Raw genomic sequence first — 20,259 nt, 5'->3', positions numbered from 1 at the left:
ATTATTCGCGCCTGCGTGAAGCAACCTTTACTATCTGCGCAATTCAAAAAATTCGCAAGCCTGTCGATCATAATAATCCAGATCGCTGACGCTTGATTGAATCGCGACCATGGAAGCTTCGAAGCGAACGATCAATCCGCCTGAATTAATCATTTCATCGTCGCGAAACACGCGGACAGTTCGTTCCTGGTCCATCGCTTCCTGAAAATCCAGCTCAGTGTCGAGCCTGCGATTGCTGGCCATGAAAATCCTCCTTTAGTGTTAACAAGGTACTAGACCGTGTACGCAAACTCGGGCGCCGTGCATCTTGACCTACCTTTTTGCCCTCTGCGGATGTCTACTTGAAGCGTGTAGTCATCCGCCAATGGCGGCGTCATTTTCCCTTGACGTGCCCCGGCACGCTTTCAGAAAAATTCCTTGCCGAGAACGAAAATTCAGCTCAATCTGCTCCCGGCGGAGTTTGCGTGCGCGCCTTACACCGTTTCTGTTTAAGCAGCATAGGCATTATTGTAACACAGACCCTGACAAAAGCGTTCCCGCAGAGACTTCAATCCGTCTGAATAATGTCAAAAGGCAATGGATAACCTGAATTCGAAACCGTATTCGTTTTTTTATAAAACCACTATGACTCTTTTCGTGAAAGCGTATAATATAAAGAGCAGCCAAACATGACAGACCGAATTTCAACCGGGTACCTTAAACGGATTAGATTTGAGGTTCGGCGTGGTCCATCCATCAAAACCCGCTCCGCATCGTTTCGTTCAACCTGATCGGACAAGCGCAATCCGGAGAAGATGACGTGTAACGGAACGACATGACGCTTAGCGCTCCAAATTGGGGAATTGAGATTTTAACGGAACGACGCGACGCTTAGCAGTGAAAAAAGCCGATTTTCGTGCGGATTTCATCCGTTTTTCCGGTTTAAGCGTCCCTACGATCCGTTACGGATTTCAGATCGCGAAAAAGAGCGTTCGAACGGATATGCGATCCGCTAGCCGCCGATCACGGACAAAACGATTCATGAAAGCGAAGTTGCGGGGCGAAGCGGCTGTTCGTTTCGCGCTCAAACCTCAGATGCTATGCGGTCAAGGGACTAGCAGCTTGTTTCGGATTAGTGAATGGTTTCGCCCGCCTGAATCGCACACGCCCTAGAACCATGCGCGTTTCAGGCGAACGTAAACTTTCGAGTTGTTCAAGACAAGCGGCTGGGCTTTAACATTCAGTTTAGAGTCTGTCAGCGACTTTTAGGAGGATGAAATAATGAATCCCGTAATTTTATGGCCGGAAGGTGCGCCGAATGCGTTGGGCACCGCCGATGAAGATGTACCTGCAATTTTCCCTTACCTGGTTGAAGGGGACAGCAACGCAGCCGTAATCGTGTGTCCGGGCGGCGGCTACGAGTTCCGTGCCGACCATGAAGGCGAGCCGATCGCGTTGTGGTTGAACACGCTCGGAATTTCGGCTTTTGTCATTCGCTATCGGGTGGCTCCTTACCGTTATCCAAGCGCTTTATCCGATGTCAAACGTGCCGTACGCACCGTTCGCCATCGCGCCGGGGAATTCGGCGTGGATGCGGCCCGAATCGGAGTGTTGGGCTTTTCGGCAGGCGGACACTTGGCTTCGACAGCGGGGACTTTGCATGATGCGGGCTTGCCGGAATCGGAAGATCCAATCGAGCGTCAGTCCAGCCGTCCCGACTTGTTGATGCTTTGCTATCCGGTGATCACATTGCAAGAGCCGTATACGCACGCCGGATCGCGGATCGCGCTGCTTGGAGCCGAAGCGACCGCAGAAGAGATCGAGTCGCTCTCCAGCGAGCGGAACGTAACAAGCGATACGCCGCCGACTTTTCTTTGGCATACGTCCGAAGACGGTCTTGTTCCGCCGGAAAACAGTCTATTGTTCGCTTCCGCGCTGGGACGCGCGGGCGTGCCGTTCGACCTGCACGTCTATTCGCTCGGCGGGCACGGCATGGGGATGGCCGACGGAGACGAACATGTTCGGCGTTGGACGGACGAGTGTGCTTCATGGTTGAAGCTGAACGCTTTTTCCCGATAACCGGCATAAGGCTTGAAAACCCGTGATCAACACTTTTGAAGCCGAAGCAGCGATGCTGTTTTCGGCTTTTTGGCGTGCAATCGTTCGAACCTCCCACGCTATGTAATTCTCGAACCGCAAAGGAATTCGGCTTACCGTCATGCAAGGTTGCTTTTCTGTGCGACCGAAGCGGGATTTAAATATTTCAAATAAACTGATTCATTAAAATGGCAATGGGTGAATAGGGAAGTGAAAAGGAGGTGGAAACGTTTCCTATGAGAAAAGTGAAAAAATCAATTCGAATGTTTTCCGTTTGATCATAAATGGCAAAAAGTCAAAATGTAACCGTTTACTACCTTAAAATTTTAGAGATCGTGACCATTTTGTTGGATAAGACTGGAAGAGGTTCGAAGAGAGCTATTTTTCATTTTAAAAATTTCATGGAAACGGTGTTGACACTTCGAATATTGAGGTTTATGATGTGTATCGAAACGATTCGACGGCTTGAGAAAACGCTTCCTGCATTATGGGAAACGTTTCCTATGAGCTTCGACGAATTTAAAACCAGTTCGGCTTTACCTTGATTTTCCAAGCAGCCGACTGACAACCGAGGTGAGGCGGCGAACGAGATGAACATCAAGGATATTGCCAAAATTTCCGGAGTGGGCATATCGACGGTATCGAGAGTGCTCAATAACAGCGGAGTCGTCAGCGATACTACCCGTGCCAAGGTTCTGGCTATCGTGAAGCAGTACAATTACGTGCCGAACAGCAATGCCCGCAACTTGAAGAAAACCCAGTCGAATACGATCGCTTTGATGGTCAAAGGCATTTCCAATCCGTTTTTCGCCAATATGATCAAAGAAGTGGAACGTCAGGTACACCTGAGAGGTTGTCCGCTGATGATTCAACAAGTCGAAGACGGAGTCGACGAGATTGCCGCGGCGATGCAGTTGATTCGGGAAAAAAATCTGTACGGCGTCATCTTTATGGGCGGCACGTACGATCATTCCGAAGAAGAGTTCAATCAGCTCGGCGTTCCTTTTGTCCTGACCACGATCACGACGATGAAAGATGTTGATCCGTCCGCATTTTCCAGCGTATCGATCGACGATGTACAGAGCGCTTACAAAGCGACGAGTTATCTGATCTCGCTGGGACATCGCAACATTTGTTTTTTGGCCCGGTTCCCGTTCATGGCGAACACGATCGGCAACCGCCGGTTACTGGGTTACAAGAAAGCGCTTGAAGAGCACGGAATCGAATACGATCCGGCTCTCGTCGAAGATTGCGAGTACGCGCCGAGTTTCGGCTTCGCGGCCGCCAAGCGTCTGCTAAGCAAAAATCTGGGCGTCACGGCGATGTTCGCCGCATCCGACGCGATCGCGATCGGAGCGGCAAAAGCCGTATTGTCCTCGGGGCTGTCGATTCCGGGCGATGTATCCGTCGTCGGCTTCGACGGCATCGAGATGGCGGAATATTATCATCCGTCGCTCGATACGATCAGCCAGCCGGGCGTCGAAATGGCCCACGTCAGCGTCGAGATTTTATTCGATCTGATCGCGGGAGAGACGGCGAACCGACATGTGGTATTCGAATCCATGCTCGTCAAGCGAGGGTCCAGCCGCAAAGTCAATTGAAAGTCCGCAAGGGCTTTTCGATCGCAAGAAGAAGTAACCGCTTGCTGAAACCGCTCGCTTTCGCGGGGAAATCAGCCGGTCTTCTCACGCTGATCGAAACGTTTCACCGAAGATTATGACTTTCGGCAGTTTTTTCAACAGCAAGACAAAGACTCAAGTAGAGTGAGGAGATGCCGTGTGAAACCCGCAACGATAACCCCGGGTTCGTCCAAAGGGGAAGAATCGAAATTCAAACGATTGTTCATCGAAATCTGGAAGTACAGAATGACTTACACGCTGCTGCTTCCCGGATTGATCTGGTTGATCTTGTTCGCATACCTCCCGATGGGTGGCCTGTCCTTGGCATTCAAAGATTATCGGGCCAACGACGGAATTTGGGGCAGCGCATGGATCGGATTCGAAAACTTCAAATACGTATTCCGCGATCCGGCGTTCGCCGATGCGGTATGGCGTACGCTGTACGTGAATATCATCAAGCTGTTCATCACGTTCCCGTTCCCGATCCTGCTGGCGCTGCTGCTGAACGAGCTGCGGATGCGCCGTTACAAAAAGGTGCTGCAAACCGCGTTCACGTTCCCGCACTTCCTGTCGTGGATCATCGTGTCGGGTATCATCATCAACGTGCTGGCGTATGACGGATTGGTCAACAGCTTCCTGGCTCTGATCGGACTGCCGACGATCAACTTCCTCGGCTCCGAGCAAAACTTCTATCCGATGATCATTCTCACGGACATCTGGAAATCGACCGGTTGGGGCGCGATCGTCTTCATGGCCGCCATCTCCGGTATAGACCAAGAACAATACGAAGCGGCGCAGATCGACGGCGCCACGCGGCTGCAGCAGATGTTCCGGGTCACGCTTCCGAACATCATGCCGACGGTCACGATCATGTTCATCCTGTCGGTCGGCGGCCTGATGTCTTCCGGTTTCGACCAGATCTTCAACTTGGCGAACGCGGCCACGCAAAACGTATCGCAGGTACTCGACGTCTATATTTACCGGATTACATTCCAGTCCTCCACGGACTTCTCGTTCTCGACCGCAGTCAGCTTGTTCCGTTCCATCGTGAACATGGTCCTGCTGCTGCTTGCCGATAGAGCGGCGAAGTGGCTGGGCGGAGACGGCCTGTTCCGATAAGAGAGGAGAAGGAAAGCCTTATGAGCACTTTGGCGAGAAAACAGAAAAAAAGCAAATTCAATACGACCCGAGTCACGGGACTGGATATTTTCATCTTCATCATCTTGACGCTCGGCGCGCTGTCGATCCTGATTCCGTTCTGGAACGTGATCATGATCTCGTTCGCCACCCAGCGCGAATATGCGGAAAATCCGCTGCTGATGTGGCCGAAAGAACCGACGTTTTCTTCCTATCAAGCGTTGTTCGCGGACGGAAGCATCCTGACCGGTTACTGGAATACGATCAAGCTTATGGCCGCCGGCCTGCCGCTCAGCTTGTTCCTGACGGTCAGCATGGCTTACGGCCTGAGCCGTCCGAAATTCCCGGGCAAAAAGCCGATCTTCTTCCTGGTTCTGTTCACGATGATCTTCAACGGCGGGATCGTGCCGCTTTACCTGATCATGAAAGACTTGGGCCTGACCGGTTCGTTATGGGCCGTTATCCTTGCCGGAAGCTTCAGCGTATTCAACATGATTCTTATGATGAACTACTTCCAGGGCCTGCCTGAATCGCTGATGGAATCCGCGAGACTGGACGGCGCCGGCGAATGGAGAATCCTTCGTTCCGTCGTGCTGCCGCTGGCCGCTCCGATCATGGCGACCATCGCCTTGTTCTACGGGGTCGCTTTCTGGAACAGCTGGTACGACGCGATGATCTTCCTGCGCAAAGCCGATCAGCTTCCGCTGCAAAACGTGCTGCGGGCGATCATCGTCGAATCGCAAACCAATGCCTCCAACGCGACCAGCGTAGGTCAAGGCACGGCGCAATCTTTCTCGACGGGTATGAAAATGGCAGCGGTGTTCGTGACCATGCTTCCGATCATGGCATTCTTCCCGCTGCTGCAAAAGCACTTCGCTAAAGGGGTATTGACAGGGGCTATCAAGACCTGATGATACGATAAAGTTTCAAAAGGCAAACATGGGGTGTCAAAAATCCAATTCAAATGGGGGTACAACATGAAGGCGAACAAAATGTTTTCGGTCAAATCGCTGTTCCTGCTCGCATTATCCGTCCTGATGGTTCTGGTTACGGCTTGCGGCAGCGGCGGTAACGACGCAGCTACGGGAACGGCGGACGAAAAAAATGAAGATGGCACATACGCAAACAATCAGACCATCTCGTATGCCAGCGTAACCGACGTATCAAAAGCCAACATGGACGACAAGTTCCACAAATTCTTCACCGACAAATTCAACATCACTTGGGATTACAACTATATCGATTGGGATTCATGGCCGGAAAAAATGCGCCTGTGGATCAACTCCGGAGACCTTCCGGACTTCGCGAGCTGGAACTACGTTCAAGGCGACGCGATGAACTATATCGACCAAGGATTGTTCTACAAATTCCCGGACGATTGGAAAGAACGTTGGCCGGAAACAGCCAAGGCTTATGCTTCGACAGGACTCGGCGAACGTCTGGAAGAGAAAGTGGGCGGCACGTACGTCCTGCCTAAACCGGTCTACTTCCAAAACCAACCGGCAGATCCGCTGCTCAACCAAATCGGCGTTATCGCGATTCGCAAAGACTGGGCCGAAAAAGTCGGCTTCGAGCTTAAGGACGCATACACGGTTACCGAGCTGATGGAATTCGCCAAACTCGTAAAAGAACAAGATCCGGGCAAAGTCGGCAACCGACTGATTCCGATGTCCTTCAACGCCGGCGACCTTCTTACAGGCTTCATGATGGCGAACAACGAACATTCCCGCGTGGAATCGGCGTTCTACAAAGGCGAAGACGGCAAGTACGTTTGGGGACCTGCCGACGAATCGACGCTTACCGGTCTGAAACTGATGCAGCAAGCGTATAAAGACGGTCTGCTTGACCCTGAATTCTACACTTGGAAAAACAGCGAAGGCGGCGACGCGTTCAAAGTAACCGGCATCTCCGGCATCGCGGGTCTCGGCGGTCTGGCTTCGTACAGACAAGACATGGACACGGCGATGAAAAAGAACCTGAACCTGGACAGCTCCGAAGTCGTGCACGAAGCACTGATTATCGGCGAAGACGGCAAATACCGCAACCTGGAGCAAGTCAACTTCTGGTCGTCCCTGATCTTCTCCCCGGATATCTCGCAAGAGAAATTCGAGCGCATCATGGATATGATCGAATATTCCGTTTCGGAAGACGCGCAGCGCATTCTGAACCTGGGCTTCGAAGGCGAAGACTGGAAAGAAGAAAACGGCGAGCTGGTCAGCACGCTGCCTGAAGGCACGACGCTTGAAGACAAATACCCGGGCCGCTTCGAAGGTCTGTACGTATTGGGCGACGACTTCAGCGTAATCAACCCGGCGATCAAAAAAGAATTCCGCGACCGTTCGGTCGAGCTGTACAAAGAAAAAGCTTCCTTGAGCACCGAAGGCGGCGCGATGGCCGATTACGATTGGGACTTCCAACTGTACACGTCCAGAGCCAAAGACCAAGCGAACTTCGATTACGCGACCGAGTATGCGAACCTGATTCTGCAACCCGGCGATCTCGAAGCAAACTGGAAGAAATGGGTAGAAAGCAAGCAGTCCCTGGTACAACCGGTTCTCGACGAACTGAACAGCGGCGACTTCGCAAGCAAATAACCCGAGCTGAATCACCCACCTGCAACATCCGGGTCCGGACGGCACCTTGCCTATAGGCCCGGCCGTAATCCTAACCCGGTGCGCGCGGAATCTCCGCACGAACCGGGTTTTCTCTTCTAAGATGAGGAATTTGCATAATTACCGCGCTTCCCGTTTCTCTGAGAAAAACGAGAAGCACGGCCAAGGTTTAAGATCAGATCTCCCTAAGTTATCCATAGGTCTTTGATAGGGTATCCATATGGTCTTCCAACCAACCCATTGTGCAAAATCCTGAAAAATGGAGAAACACAACATCTTTATTTTCAATCTGATCTTGATCTCAATCTCAGCCTTATATCGCTTAATATCACAACGCTTGGAGGACTCGACATGGACAATCAGCAGCTTCTTGACCTGATCGGCAAGATGACGCTCGAAGATAAAGTCGCTCAACTCGTCCAGCTCGCAGCTCCTTTTTATGAAGGAGCAGGCGACGAGGGTCAAATCACCGGCCCGATGCAGGCAATGGGCATCACCGACCCGATGATCGCAAACAGCGGCTCGATTCTCGGCTATGCCGGCGCGGAAGGCGCGATCGCCGTGCAGGAAGCCCATATGAAGAAAAATCCGCACGGCATTCCGCTGCTGTTCATGGCGGACATCGTGCACGGATTCAAAACGATCTTCCCGGTACCGCTCGCGATCGGCTGTTCCTGGGATACGGATCTGGCGCAAAAAAGCGCTGAAATCGCGGCTCGCGAAGCGGCCGTTTCCGGTATCCACGTAACCTTCGCGCCGATGGTCGACCTCGTGCGCGATCCGCGCTGGGGACGCGTTATGGAATCGACGGGCGAAGACCCTTACCTGAACAGCTTATTCGCCCGGGCATTCGTGCGCGGCTTGCAAGGCGAAGACCTGACCGAAGAAGTCGAGCGCGTCGCGGCCTGCGTGAAGCATTTCGCCGCCTACGGCGCTTCCGAAGCGGGCCGCGATTACAACACGGTCGATCTGTCCGAACGCCAGCTTCGCGAATATTACTTACCGGCTTACAAAGCCGCTCTCGACGAAGGATGCGAGATGGTCATGACGTCTTTCAACACGATCGACGGCATCCCGGCCAGCGGCAACGAGAAATTGATGCGCGACCTGCTGCGCGACGAATGGAACTTCGACGGCGTGCTGATCTCGGACTGGGGCGCCGTGAAGGAACTGATTCCGCACGGCGTCGCCGAAGACGAGCGCGAAGCGGCTTACAAAGCGATTCGCGCCGGCGTCGATATCGAAATGATGACGGCCTGCTACGTGCATGAACTGCCCGAACTGGTCCGCAGCGGGAAAGTGGACGAAGCGCTGGTCGACGAATCGGTCCTGCGCATTCTGCAATTGAAGCAAAAACTGGGATTGTTCGATAACCCTCACCGCGGCACGAATCCCGAACGCGAAGCGGAAGTCGTGTTCAGCCGCGAGCATCGCGAAGCCGCTTACGAATTGGCGACCCGCTCGACCGTGCTTCTGAAAAACGACGGCATCCTGCCGCTTCGGCCTGAAGCAAAAGTTGCGCTGATCGGACCGTTTGCCCAAAGCGGCGATATCCTCGGTCCGTGGTCCTGGAGCGGTTCGACGGAAGACGCGGTGAAGCTGGATGCCGCGCTGAACGAACGTTTGGGCGGGCAAAACGTAACGGTTGCGGTCGGCTGCGGCATCGAAGAAGGCACGGAAGAACAGCTTCGTTCGGCCGTGGAAACGGCGGCTCAAGCCGATATCGTCGTGCTGGCGCTGGGCGAAGCTTCCGAGATGAGCGGCGAAGCCGGCTGCCGGACGGATATCCGGCTGCCGCAGATCCAATTGGAGCTGATTGCGCGAATCGCCGAGCTCGGCAAGCCGACTGCGGCGGTGCTGTTCAACGGCCGCCCGCTCGATCTGCACGGCGTGTACGACAAAGTCGGCGCCGTGGTCGAAGCCTGGTATCCGGGCAGCGAAGGCGGCGCAGCGGTAGCCGACATTCTCGTCGGCGCGGTCAATCCTTCGGCGCGGCTCACCATGTCGTTCCCGCATTCCGTCGGACAGGTTCCGGTGTATTATAACCATTTCAACACCGGACGTCCGCAGGGAGCCGCCGACGCGCAGGTTCGTTACGTCTCGCAGTATCTGGACGCTCCGAACGAAGCGCTGCTGCCGTTCGGTTACGGATTGTCGTACACGACCTTTGCCTATGACGAACTCAAGCTTTCTTCCGAACACATGACGGACGAGTCTCCGCTCACGATCTCCGTGAACGTAACGAATATCGGAGAGCGCGCAGGCGTCGAGACCGTACAGCTGTATGTCCGCGACGTATCCGGCGAAGTGGTGCGTCCGGTTCGCGAGTTGAAAGGCTTTGTCAGACTTGAGCTTGCCCCGGGCGAGCGCGGAACGGCCGTATTCACTTTGAACGAAGAACAGTTGCGCTATCACCATGCAGATCTCGGCTTCAAAAGCGATCCGGGCCGTTTCGAAGTCTTTGTCGGCCGCAACAGTCAGGATACGTTAAACGATTCTTTCATTTTAAATTGATTAATTAGGAGTGAACGCATTCATGGCGACTATCGCAAACACGAACTCGAAATTCAACGTTCAGGCGGGCAGCTTGAACTTCACATTCTGGCCGAGCGGCGACCTGTATCAAGCGCTCGGCGGCAAAACGATGCTGAACCAACTGCTGTCTTCCCCGCTGGACGGCTCGCTCAATAATCTGTTCCTGCGCATTCACCGCGAATCGGGCATAGCGTTTTACCCGCTGCTCGGCATTCATTCGACGAGCAAAGTCAGCCAAAACGGCAAACGCGTCGTGTGGGCAGGCGAAGCAGGCGGCGTCGCTTATACGGTAACGTTTGCCGCAACCGATCGCGACGTATGGTTCTGGGACGTTCAAACGCGCGGCGAAGGCGTCGACATCGATATCGTGTACGGTCAAGACGTCGGCGATGCCGATCCGGGCGCGGTGCGCAGCAACGAGGCTTACCTGTCGCAGTACATCGATCATGCCGTTTTCCAAGACGAGCAAAAAGGCTACATCGTATGCTCGCGTCAGAACCAACCGCAGGGCGGCGCATTCCCTTACATGCAGCAGGGCTCGCTTACCCGCGCAGCCGGATACTCGACCGACGGATTCCAGTTCTTCGGCAAATCCTACAAAGAAACGAACGTACCGGAAGCGTTGACTCAAGGTCGGCTTGCGAACGAAGTCTACCAATACGAATTCGCGTATACGGCGCTTCAATCCGAACTGGTGCCGCTGAGCAGCGAAGAACGTTTCGTGTTCTACGGCCTGTACCGCGCAGATCACCCGGCAGCGATTACGGAAGCCGAGTTTGCGCAGGAGATCCAGGCAGCTTGGGACGCTTACGACGCGGAAGAAACGGGAGAACTGCGCCCGCTGCCGTCCGTATCGTTCCGATCGACGATCGGCGAACCGCTGCAAACGCTGGATCTGACCGACGAAGAAGTCCAAGCCCTTTTCCCGAACCGTTATGAAGAAGAACGCGAGAACGGCAAGCTGCTGGCCTTCTTCACGGATACGTACGAACATGTCGTTTTAAAAGAAAAAGAACGTCTCGTCGAGCGCCCACACGGCCATATCCTGATGAGCGGCGGCAACGTGGAGTTCGGCGTGCCGGTTCTCGCGTCGACTGCGTACATGTACGGCATTTTCAACTCGCAGCTCGTGCTGGGCAACACCAACTTCAATAAAATGATGAGCAATGCGCGCAACGCGCTCAACGTGCCGAAAACGGCGGGTCAGCGCATCTATATCGAAGTCGAGGGCCAATACCGCCTGCTGACGATGCCGTCGCTGTTCGAAATCGGCTTCAACTATGCGCGCTGGACGTATAAAACGGAAAGCGACACGATCTTCGTGACGACTTCGACGACGGTGGACAGTCCCGAACTCCGTCTGTACGTGTCGTCGAAAAGCGGCCAAGCATACCGTTACCTGGTGACGACGCAGATCACGATGAACGTGAACGAGTACGAATTCCCGCTGCATATGACCGAAGACAACGGCAAATTGACGTTTACCGCGGATTCGGCTTCGCTGAGCGCGAATGCTTATCCGAACCTGACTTACGTGATGGGCGTCGAAGGCGCGGACGTATCGGTCGGCGACGAATCGGCGATCGCGGACGGCGTGAACTCGGGCGATGCTTCCCTGGTGGCGCTGACGCTCGATTCGAGCGCGGAGTGGACATTGACGATTCAAGGACTGCTCGACGGAGCAAGCATTTCCCCGGCAAAACGTTCGCTGGATGAAGAAATCGCGGCTTACCGCGACTTCTACCAAGACGTGATGAACGGGTTCCGTTTGTCGAAAGACGGCGACGCGACGCGCGAAGAACTGTTCAAAGTCAACGCGCTCGCTTGGTGGTACACGCATAACATGCTCGTTCACTACTCTTCCCCGCACGGATTGGAGCAGTACGGAGGCGCGGCATGGGGGACTCGCGACGTCTGCCAGGGACCGGTGGAATACTTCATGGCGACGCAAAAATACGGCCAGGTCAAAGACATTCTCAAAACCGTTTATTCCCATCAATACGAAGACGACGGCGCTTGGCCGCAGTGGTTCATGTTCGACAAATACTTCGCGATCCAGCAGGAAGAAAGCCACGGCGATATCATCGTTTGGCCGCTGAAAGTGTTGGGCGATTATTTGAAAACGACGCGCGATTTCGGAATTTTGGAAGAAAAAGTACCGTATACGGTCAAGCACGAATTCGGATTCACGAAAGACGCGTATACCGTTCTGGATCATGCGAAAAAAGAAATTCAGTATATCAAAAACAATTTCCTGCATGACACGTTCCTGTCTTCGTACGGAGACGGCGATTGGGACGACACGCTGCAGCCGGCTAACGCGCAGCTCAAGCAATATATGGTGAGCAGCTGGACGGTGGCGCTGACGTACCAGACGATGAACGTATTGTCGGGAGCGCTCAAAGACGCGGATTCGGCGTTCGCGGCAGAGCTGGCGGGACTGGCCGAAGGCATTAAAGCCGACTTCAACCGTTACATGCTGAACACGGACGTTATTCCGGGATTCGTGTACATGGAAGAAGCCGACAAGCCGAAGCCGATGCTGCACCCGAGCGACAACGAGACGGGCATCAACTACCGCCTGCTGCCGATGACGCGCAGCATGATCGGGGAACTGTTGACGCCGGAGCAAGCGAAGTCGCATTATGAACTGATTAAACGCGAATTCTTCTGCCCGGACGGTGTACGCTTGATGAACCGTCCGGCGCAATACGCCGGCGGCGTCAGCACCCACTTCAAACGCGCCGAGCAGGCATCGAACTTCGGCCGCGAGATCGGCCTGCAATACGTGCACGCCCATATCCGCTACGTGGAAGCGATGGCGAAGCTGGGTCTGGCCGACGAGACGTGGAACGGACTTGCGATCATCAATCCGGTCGGCATCCGCGACGTCGTGCCGAATGCGGAACTGCGTCAAAGCAATTCGTACTTCAGCAGCTCGGACGGCAAGTTCAACAATCGTTATGATGCGCAGGATCGCTTCGGCGAGCTGAAAAGCGGCGACGTGGCGGTCAAAGGCGGATGGAGAATCTATTCCAGCGGTCCCGGGATCTACATGAACCAGCTGATCGGCAACGTGCTTGGCATCCGTCAAGACGGCGGCGACCTGATCGTCGATCCGGTTCTTCCGGCATCGCTCGACGGTTTGAGCCTCGACTTCAGTTATGACGGTATCCCGGCGACATTCGTATATCGGATCGGCACGAGCGAGTCCGGAATCGTCAAATTGAACGGTCAACCGATCGGCGAAAAAGCGGGAGACAACCGTTACCGCGAAGGCGGAATTCGGATCGCTCGCACCCAATTCGAAGAATTGGCTGACAAAAACAGCAATAAAATTGAAATTTTCGTATAAAATTCACCAAAAAACACAAGGCGATCTTGACGGATCGCCTTTGTTGTCTGTTAGATGGGTATAACAAGAAAAAGGCAACCAGACAGGGGAGCGAGTGGATTGGTAAGTATCAAGGATATCGCCAAGAAGGCGGGAGTATCGATTTCGACGGTGTCTTACGCGTTAAACGGCAGCAGCAAGGTGACGGACGAGACCAGTTCGCGCATCCTGGCTATTGCCGAGGAGCTGAATTACGTGCCGAACGCCGCGGCGCGCACGCTGAAGAAGCGAGAATCCCGCATCATCGGCGTATTCTTGACCGATTTCCGGGGCGACGTTTACGGCGATCTGCTGGACGGCGTCAAAGACGTGCTGAATCAGCAGGGTTACGATCTGATCGTTTGCAGCGGCGTGCAGTCGCATCGCATGCTGCCCGAGCGGATGATCGACGGAGCGATCATTCTCGACTCCGGTTTCGACAGCGAGGAAATTTTGCGTTACGCGGATCGCGGGCATCGGATCGTCGTGCTGGACCGCGAGCTGATCCATCCGAACATCAATCGCGTGCTGCTCGATAACCGCTCCGGCGCGGCTGCCGCCATGAATCATCTGCTCGCGCAGGGACACCGGAAGCTGTACGTCGTTACGGGCCCGGAAGATTCGTACGATTCCAATCAACGTCTGGCGGTCGTCCGCCAAATCGCGACCGAACATCCGGATGTGGAACTGATCGAGATCGTCAGCAATTTCGAGAAAAAAGGCGGTGCCGCGGCCGCTCAGCAGATCATCGGCGAGTACAAAGAGCCTGTAGCCGTATTTTGCCTCAATGACGAAATGGCGGTCGGCATCTGCAACGTGCTTGGCGAGACGGAGCTTGAAGTCGGCGAGCATGTCCATATCATCGGATTCGACAATATCGAACTGACCAAATATCTGCAGCCTCGTTTGGCGACGGTCGACTATTCCCGCGCCAAGTGGGGAGCGGCGGCGGCCGAGCATTTGCTGCGCATCTTGGCGGGCGATCCGATCGAACACGAATTGATGCAGGTTAAGCTGATCGAAGGCGGTTCGGTCGGCAAACGTTAAATGAATGTCGACAAAGCTGAGCGTTCTTCATTGAGAAGAACGCTCAGGCTGTCGAGAAAGTAGCTGCGACGCGGGAAGCGGGAAGACTCCGAGAAAAATTCGTTCCAGTCGCGTGTTGAAATCGAGAAAAGGATTGAAATTTTAGTGGGATTTTCTCGATTTCAAAGGCGAACGCTATCGCTCTTACACTGAATTTTTCTCTCCGTCTTCCCGCTTCCAGTTACGTCGGGCTTTCTCGACACGTTGAGCGTTCTCCCTTGAGGAGGACGCTTTTCTTTGTATGGGGGAAAAAAGTCTCGCCGTCGGTATTTGAACCGCATACATGCGCTGTGCTTAAATGGAAGAGAAGTCAATCGCCCGATTCGGAAAGGCAGGAGAGACGATGGAGTATACAATCATTGAAACAAAACAAGGACAATTGCGCGGAGCTTCGGCAAACGGCGTCAAAAGCTGGAAAGGAGTACCGTATGCGCAGCCGCCGATCGGCGATTTGCGCTTCCGTGCTCCGCATCCGCCTGCGGAATGGGATGGCGTGCGGGATGCTTTGGCCTTCGGTTCGATCGCTTTGCAGGCGCAGCCGCCGGAAGATTCGATCTTTGCTTCTCCGGGCGTCACGATGTCCGAAGATTGCCTGTATCTCAATGTGTGGACGCCGGAAGATGCAGGAGAGAGACTTCCGGTCATGGTTTGGATTCACGGGGGCTCTTTCATATCGGGGTCTTCGAGCCTGCCGCTGTACGACGGAACTCAGCTTGCCTTACGCGGCGGATGCGTAGTCGTCTCGCTCAATTATCGTTTGGGTCCGCTCGGATTCATGCATCTTTCGCCGCTCGGCGAAGGCTTTGATTCCAATGCGGGACTGTCCGATCAGGTGCAGGCGCTGGAATGGGTGAAAAACAATATTGCGGCATTCGGCGGGGACCCCGGCAATGTCACGTTGTTCGGCGAATCGGCAGGATCGATGAGCATTGCCGCCGTCTTGGCCATGCCTGCGGCCAAAGGATTATTCCATAAAGCGATCATGCAAAGCGGCGGCGCGCAGTCCATGTCGTCCGCTCAAGGCGAGATCGTCGCGGCCGCGTTTCTGCGCCGGTTGGGCGTGGACGGAGGAAACCTGGAGCGCCTCAAAACGTTTTCCCCGCAAGAGCTGCTGACCGCGACGGCCGAAATGCGTCCGGCGGAAGGGGAAGAATGGCCTGCGCTGCCGTTTCAACCGGTCGTGGAACCGGAAACGCTGCCGCAGGAACCTTTGTCGGCCGTATCACAGGGAGCCGCCGAAGGCATTCCGTTGATTATCGGCACGAACCATGACGAAGGCGATTTCTTTATGCGCGACGAATCGCAGCTTGCTTCTCCAGAGGAATTCGCGCACATGATCCGCGCGCTTACCGGAGTCGAGGACGCGGAGGCATGGACGAGCCGTTATGCGCCTACGGTACAAGGTCAAGCCCGGGCAATGACCGAGCTGTATTTCTGGCGTTCGTCGCTTGCTTTCGCCGAAGCGCAAAGCCGATATGCTCCGGTATGGATGTATCGGTTCGATTGGACGCTGCCGGGCCATCCGTTTTTTGGCAAAGCCGTTCATGCCGCGGAAATGCCGTTCGTGTTCGGGAATCTGGTGCTGCTGCCGAGAATCGGCATTCGCGTCGAGCCCGCGATGCAAAATTTGGCCGACGCCATGCGCGGCGCTTGGCAGGCGTTCGCGGCTTCCGGAGACCCTTCCTTGCCGTCGCTTCCGTGGGCCCGCTACGAGACGGAAGCGCGGCAGACGATGATCTTCGATCATAATCCGATGCCGCAAAACGATCCGGAGCGAGCGAAGCGGGAAGCGTTGTTTAGCTAACGTCCGGCTGTCGTTCGAAAGCATGACCGCGCTCCCGGCCGTTCCGGGAAGCGGTCAAGCGGCGCTTGCGTGGACATGACGCGACCGGCGAAAAGTCTTTTTTTCCGAATTCGCCGAATTCCGAGTATGCAGGCGGCGCAGAGGGTAAAGTTCCATGGGTCGTTCCGAAGGCGGTGCCGGATTTTTCGTCGCCGTGCTTCAAATTTCCGCCTTTGTTTCGAATCCTATGGAAATGAATGTTTCAAAATGATATACTGGACAATAGCAGTCTTCACAATCCGTTTCCGGTAATGCCGGAAGCGACCGAGGAGGATATTAGAACATGGCTAACAATATCAAAATCGACGATCTGTCGATCGCAACCGTACGTACCCTTTCGATCGACGCGATCGAGAAAGCAAACTCCGGTCACCCGGGCATGCCGATGGGATCGGCACCGATGGGCTACCAACTTTTCGCCAAAACGATGAACCACAACCCGTCGAACCCGACTTGGGTTAACCGGGATCGCTTCGTGCTGTCCGCCGGCCACGGTTCGATGCTGCTTTACAGTCTGCTGCACCTGTCGGGTTATGACCTTCCCATGGAGGAAATCAAACAGTTCCGTCAATGGGGAAGCAAAACGCCGGGTCACCCGGAATTCGGCCATACGGCCGGGGTTGACGCAACGACCGGACCGCTGGGCCAAGGCGTGGCGATGGCAGTCGGCATGGCGATCGCGGAAGCGCACACGGCTTCGGTATACAACAAAGGCGACTATAAACTGATCGACCACTATACTTACGCGATCTGCGGCGACGGCGACCTGATGGAAGGCGTTTCCCACGAAGCGGCTTCGATGGCCGGCCACATGCAGCTCGGCAAACTGATCATGCTTTACGATTCCAACGATATCACGCTGGACGGCGAAGCTTCGCTGTCGTTCTCCGAAAGCGTGCAAAAACGCTTCGAAGGTTACGGCTGGCAAGTGCTGCGCGTCGAGGACGGCAACGATCTGGACGCGATCGCCAAAGCGATCGAAGACGCGAAGATCGACACGGGACGCCCTACGCTGATCGAAGTCAAAACGATCATCGGCTACGGCAGCCCGAACAAACAAGGCAAAGGCGGCCACGCGGGTCCTCACGGTTCCCCGCTGGGTTCCGACGAAGTGAAGCTGACGAAAGAATTCTACGAATGGGTTCATGAAGAAAACTTCTTCGTGCCGGACGAAGTTCGCGAACACTTCGCCAAAGTGAAAGAAAAAGGCGAGTTGACGAACAAAATCTGGGACGATCAATTCGAGAAATTCCAAAACGAAAATCCGGAATTGGCTGCTCAATTCCTGACTGCGTTCAATGCCGACCTGCCTATAGGTTGGGACAAAGACCTGCCGAAATACGCGGCGTCCGACAAAGAAATGTCGACTCGCGTAGCTTCCGGCAAAGCACTGAACGGCGTTGTGCAAAACGTGCCGCAGCTGTTCGGCGGATCGGCTGACTTGGAAAGCTCGACGATGACGCACCTGAACGATGTCACGGTGTTCACGCCGCAGGATCGTGCAGGACGCAACATCTATTACGGCGTGCGCGAGTTCGGCATGGCGGGCGCAATGAACGGTATCGCCCTGCACGGCGGGATCAAAGTCTTCGGCGGTACGTTCTTCGTATTCACCGACTACCTGCGTCCGGCAATCCGTCTGGCTTCCCTGATGAAGCTGCCCGTGACTTACGTGCTGACGCACGACAGTATCGCGGTCGGCGAAGACGGCCCTACCCACGAGCCGATCGAGCAGCTGGCTTCGATCCGCATCATTCCGGGTCTGACGGTTATACGTCCGGCAGACGGCAACGAGACGTCCGCGGCTTGGGCCTACTCGCTGCAAAACAAAGAAAATCCGGTTGCGCTGGTATTGACTCGTCAAAACCTGCCGATTCTGGAAGGAACGGTTGAAGGCGCATGGGAAGGCGTGGCACGCGGTGCTTATGTCGTATCCGATGTAACAGACGGCAAACCGGCCGCGCAAATCATCGCGACCGGTTCCGAAGTTCAACTGGCTGTCAAAGCCCAAGCGAAGCTTGCCGAAGAAGGCATCCAGGTTCGCGTCATCAGCATGCCGAGCTGGGATCTGTTCGAGAAGCAGGACAAAGCCTACAAGGATTCCGTTATCCTTCCTGAGGTCAAAGCCCGTCTTGCGGTCGAAATGGCCAGCCCGTTCGGTTGGGAACGTTACGTCGGCGATCAAGGCGCGATTCTCGGCATCGACACGTTCGGCGCTTCGGCTCCGGGCGGCAAAGTAATGGAAGAGTACGGCTTCACGCCGGATAACGTGGTAGCTAAAGTCAAAGCACTGCTTAACTAAATTCTTACCGGGGTTTTAAGCTTGTTGATCGGCTTTGCAGCGTTCAACAAGCTTTGCCCTGCTTTTATTCGCCCCTGCGGCGTCCAAGCGAAAGTGAGCATCCGGTGATGGACTCCTGCTGGATGACGTCAGGGGTGTTTTTCCGTCTAAAGTGTGACCTGTCGCGCTTGTCAGTCCCCGCGAAATCCAGTATGCTGGTTCTGGATGTTTAACAATGCAAGGTGACTCAAGCAGCAAATTCAGAGGAGGCTTTTCCATTATGGCTAAAAACGTTCATTTCGATTACAGCAAAGCGCTCAGTTTCGTCGGGCAGCACGAGGTTGATTACTTCGCAGAGCCGATCAAGCTTGCTCACGAGCAGCTTCACAATAAAACAGGCGTAGGTTCCGATTACCTCGGTTGGATCGATCTTCCGAAAGCCTACGATAAAGAAGAATTCGCACGCATCAAAAAAGCCGCCGAAAAAATCCAAAGCGACTCCGAAGTGCTGATCGTCATCGGCATCGGCGGTTCGTACCTGGGTGCGCGCGCCGCGATCGAAATGCTGACGAACTCCTTCTACAATGTGCAAGACAAGTCGCAGCGCAAGACTCCGCAAGTCTTCTTCGCGGGCAACAGCATCAGCTCGACGTACCTGGCGCATCTGCTGCAACTGGTAGAAGGCAAAGACTTCTCCGTAAACGTCATTTCCAAATCCGGCACGACAACGGAACCTGCGATCGCTTTCCGTATCTTCCGCGCCGCTCTGGAGAAAAAATACGGCAAAGAAGAAGCGCGCAAGCGCATCTATGCAACAACGGATACCGCTCGCGGCGCTCTGAAAAAGCTGTCGACCGAAGAAGGCTATGAATCGTTCGTCATTCCGGACGATGTCGGCGGTCGCTATTCCGTGCTGACGGCTGTAGGTCTGCTGCCAATCGCAACGGCCGGCGTAGACATCGACGCGATGATGCAAGGCGCTGCCGACGCATCGGACGAATTCTCGAACCCGAACGTGGCCGAGAACCAAGCGTATCAGTACGCGGCTGTTCGTAATGCGCTGTATCGCAAAGGCAAAGGCACGGAAATCCTCGTGAACTATGAGCCGTCGCTGCACTTCGTATCGGAGTGGTGGAAACAACTCTTCGGCGAAAGCGAAGGCAAAGACTTCAAAGGCATCTACCCGTCCTCCGTTGACTTCTCGACCGATCTGCACTCCATGGGTCAATTCATTCAAGAAGGCAGCCGCAACATCTTCGAGACCGTGATCCAAGTAGAAAACGTATCCGAGCAAATCACGATCGAAGAAGACGCGGACGATCTGGACGGCCTGAACTTCCTGGCAGGCAAAACGATGGACTTCGTCAATAAAAAAGCGTTCCAAGGCACGATGCTGGCGCACACGGACGGTCAAGTGCCGAACCTGATCGTCAATATCAAAGACTTCAGCCCGTATACGTTCGGCTACCTGGTGTACTTCTTCGAGAAGGCATGCGGCATCAGCGGCTACCTGTTGGGCGTGAATCCGTTTGACCAACCGGGCGTTGAAGCGTACAAGAAAAACATGTTCGCGCTGCTGGGCAAGCCTGGCTTCGAAAAAGAAAAAGCGGAATTGGAATCGCGTCTGTCCGAATAATTCTACGGAATAATTCTGACATGAATCTTTACGCCAACGTGAATTCCTGTTTTAATAAGAG

12 protein-coding genes are annotated in these 20,259 nt (G+C 54.6%); 11 read left to right on the top strand and 1 reads right to left on the bottom strand.

Annotated elements, in window-relative coordinates; genetic code table 11:
• Window positions 1-30: 30 nt before the first annotated feature.
• A complete protein-coding gene (locus HRQ63_RS09055; protein WP_037283436.1) occupies window positions 31-243 on the bottom strand; it encodes a hypothetical protein in 213 nt (70 codons plus the stop codon).
• Window positions 244-1,260: 1,017 nt separating this feature from the next.
• Here HRQ63_RS09055 and HRQ63_RS09050 point away from each other — a divergent pair.
• From HRQ63_RS09050 to HRQ63_RS09000, 11 genes are all read left to right on the top strand, one after another.
• Window positions 1,261-2,058 (top strand): alpha/beta hydrolase, encoded by a 798-nt coding sequence (locus tag HRQ63_RS09050; RefSeq protein ID WP_172242170.1) that lies wholly within the window; start codon window positions 1,261-1,263, stop codon window positions 2,056-2,058.
• Window positions 2,059-2,666: 608 nt separating this feature from the next.
• Entirely contained in the window at window positions 2,667-3,677 is a 1,011-nt protein-coding gene (locus HRQ63_RS09045; RefSeq protein ID WP_172242167.1) for a LacI family DNA-binding transcriptional regulator, read from the top strand.
• 264 nt (window positions 3,678-3,941) lie between these two features.
• Window positions 3,942-4,814, top strand: coding sequence for an ABC transporter permease (locus HRQ63_RS09040; protein WP_229714149.1), 873 nt, complete (start codon window positions 3,942-3,944; stop codon window positions 4,812-4,814).
• A 20-nt stretch (window positions 4,815-4,834) separates the two neighbouring features.
• Window positions 4,835-5,743 carry a carbohydrate ABC transporter permease gene (locus tag HRQ63_RS09035; protein WP_172242161.1) on the top strand — a complete coding sequence of 303 codons (909 nt, stop codon included), beginning with the start codon at window positions 4,835-4,837 and terminating at the stop codon, window positions 5,741-5,743.
• A 66-nt stretch (window positions 5,744-5,809) separates the two neighbouring features.
• A complete protein-coding gene (locus tag HRQ63_RS09030; RefSeq protein WP_037283415.1) occupies window positions 5,810-7,426 on the top strand; it encodes a type 2 periplasmic-binding domain-containing protein in 1,617 nt (538 codons plus the stop codon).
• A gap of 369 nt (window positions 7,427-7,795) precedes the next feature.
• Complete coding sequence (gene bglX / locus HRQ63_RS09025; RefSeq protein WP_172242158.1) at window positions 7,796-9,958, top strand: beta-glucosidase BglX; 2,163 nt, start codon at window positions 7,796-7,798, stop codon at window positions 9,956-9,958.
• Between the two features lie 22 nt (window positions 9,959-9,980).
• Window positions 9,981-13,334 carry a GH36-type glycosyl hydrolase domain-containing protein gene (locus HRQ63_RS09020; protein ID WP_172242155.1) on the top strand — a complete coding sequence of 1,118 codons (3,354 nt, stop codon included), beginning with the start codon at window positions 9,981-9,983 and terminating at the stop codon, window positions 13,332-13,334.
• Window positions 13,335-13,433: 99 nt separating this feature from the next.
• Window positions 13,434-14,399: a LacI family DNA-binding transcriptional regulator gene (locus tag HRQ63_RS09015; protein ID WP_172242152.1), complete on the top strand. Its 966-nt coding sequence runs from the start codon at window positions 13,434-13,436 to the stop codon at window positions 14,397-14,399.
• Between the two features lie 382 nt (window positions 14,400-14,781).
• A complete protein-coding gene (locus HRQ63_RS09010) occupies window positions 14,782-16,242 on the top strand; it encodes a carboxylesterase/lipase family protein (protein ID WP_172242148.1) in 1,461 nt (486 codons plus the stop codon).
• 322 nt (window positions 16,243-16,564) lie between these two features.
• The gene (gene tkt, locus HRQ63_RS09005; RefSeq protein WP_172242145.1) at window positions 16,565-18,583 is read left to right on the top strand and encodes a transketolase; all 2,019 of its coding nucleotides are present in this window, start codon (window positions 16,565-16,567) and stop codon (window positions 18,581-18,583) included.
• 259 nt (window positions 18,584-18,842) lie between these two features.
• A complete protein-coding gene (locus HRQ63_RS09000) occupies window positions 18,843-20,198 on the top strand; it encodes a glucose-6-phosphate isomerase (protein ID WP_037283405.1) in 1,356 nt (451 codons plus the stop codon).
• Window positions 20,199-20,259: the final 61 nt, after the last annotated feature.

Origin of the sequence: Saccharibacillus endophyticus, from assembly GCF_013185185.1 — a bacterium.
GTDB classification, from domain to species: Bacteria; Bacillota; Bacilli; order Paenibacillales; family Paenibacillaceae; genus Saccharibacillus; species Saccharibacillus endophyticus.
The sequence above is the reverse complement of the archived record's forward strand: the minus strand, read 5'-3'. Positions and strand labels throughout refer to the sequence as shown.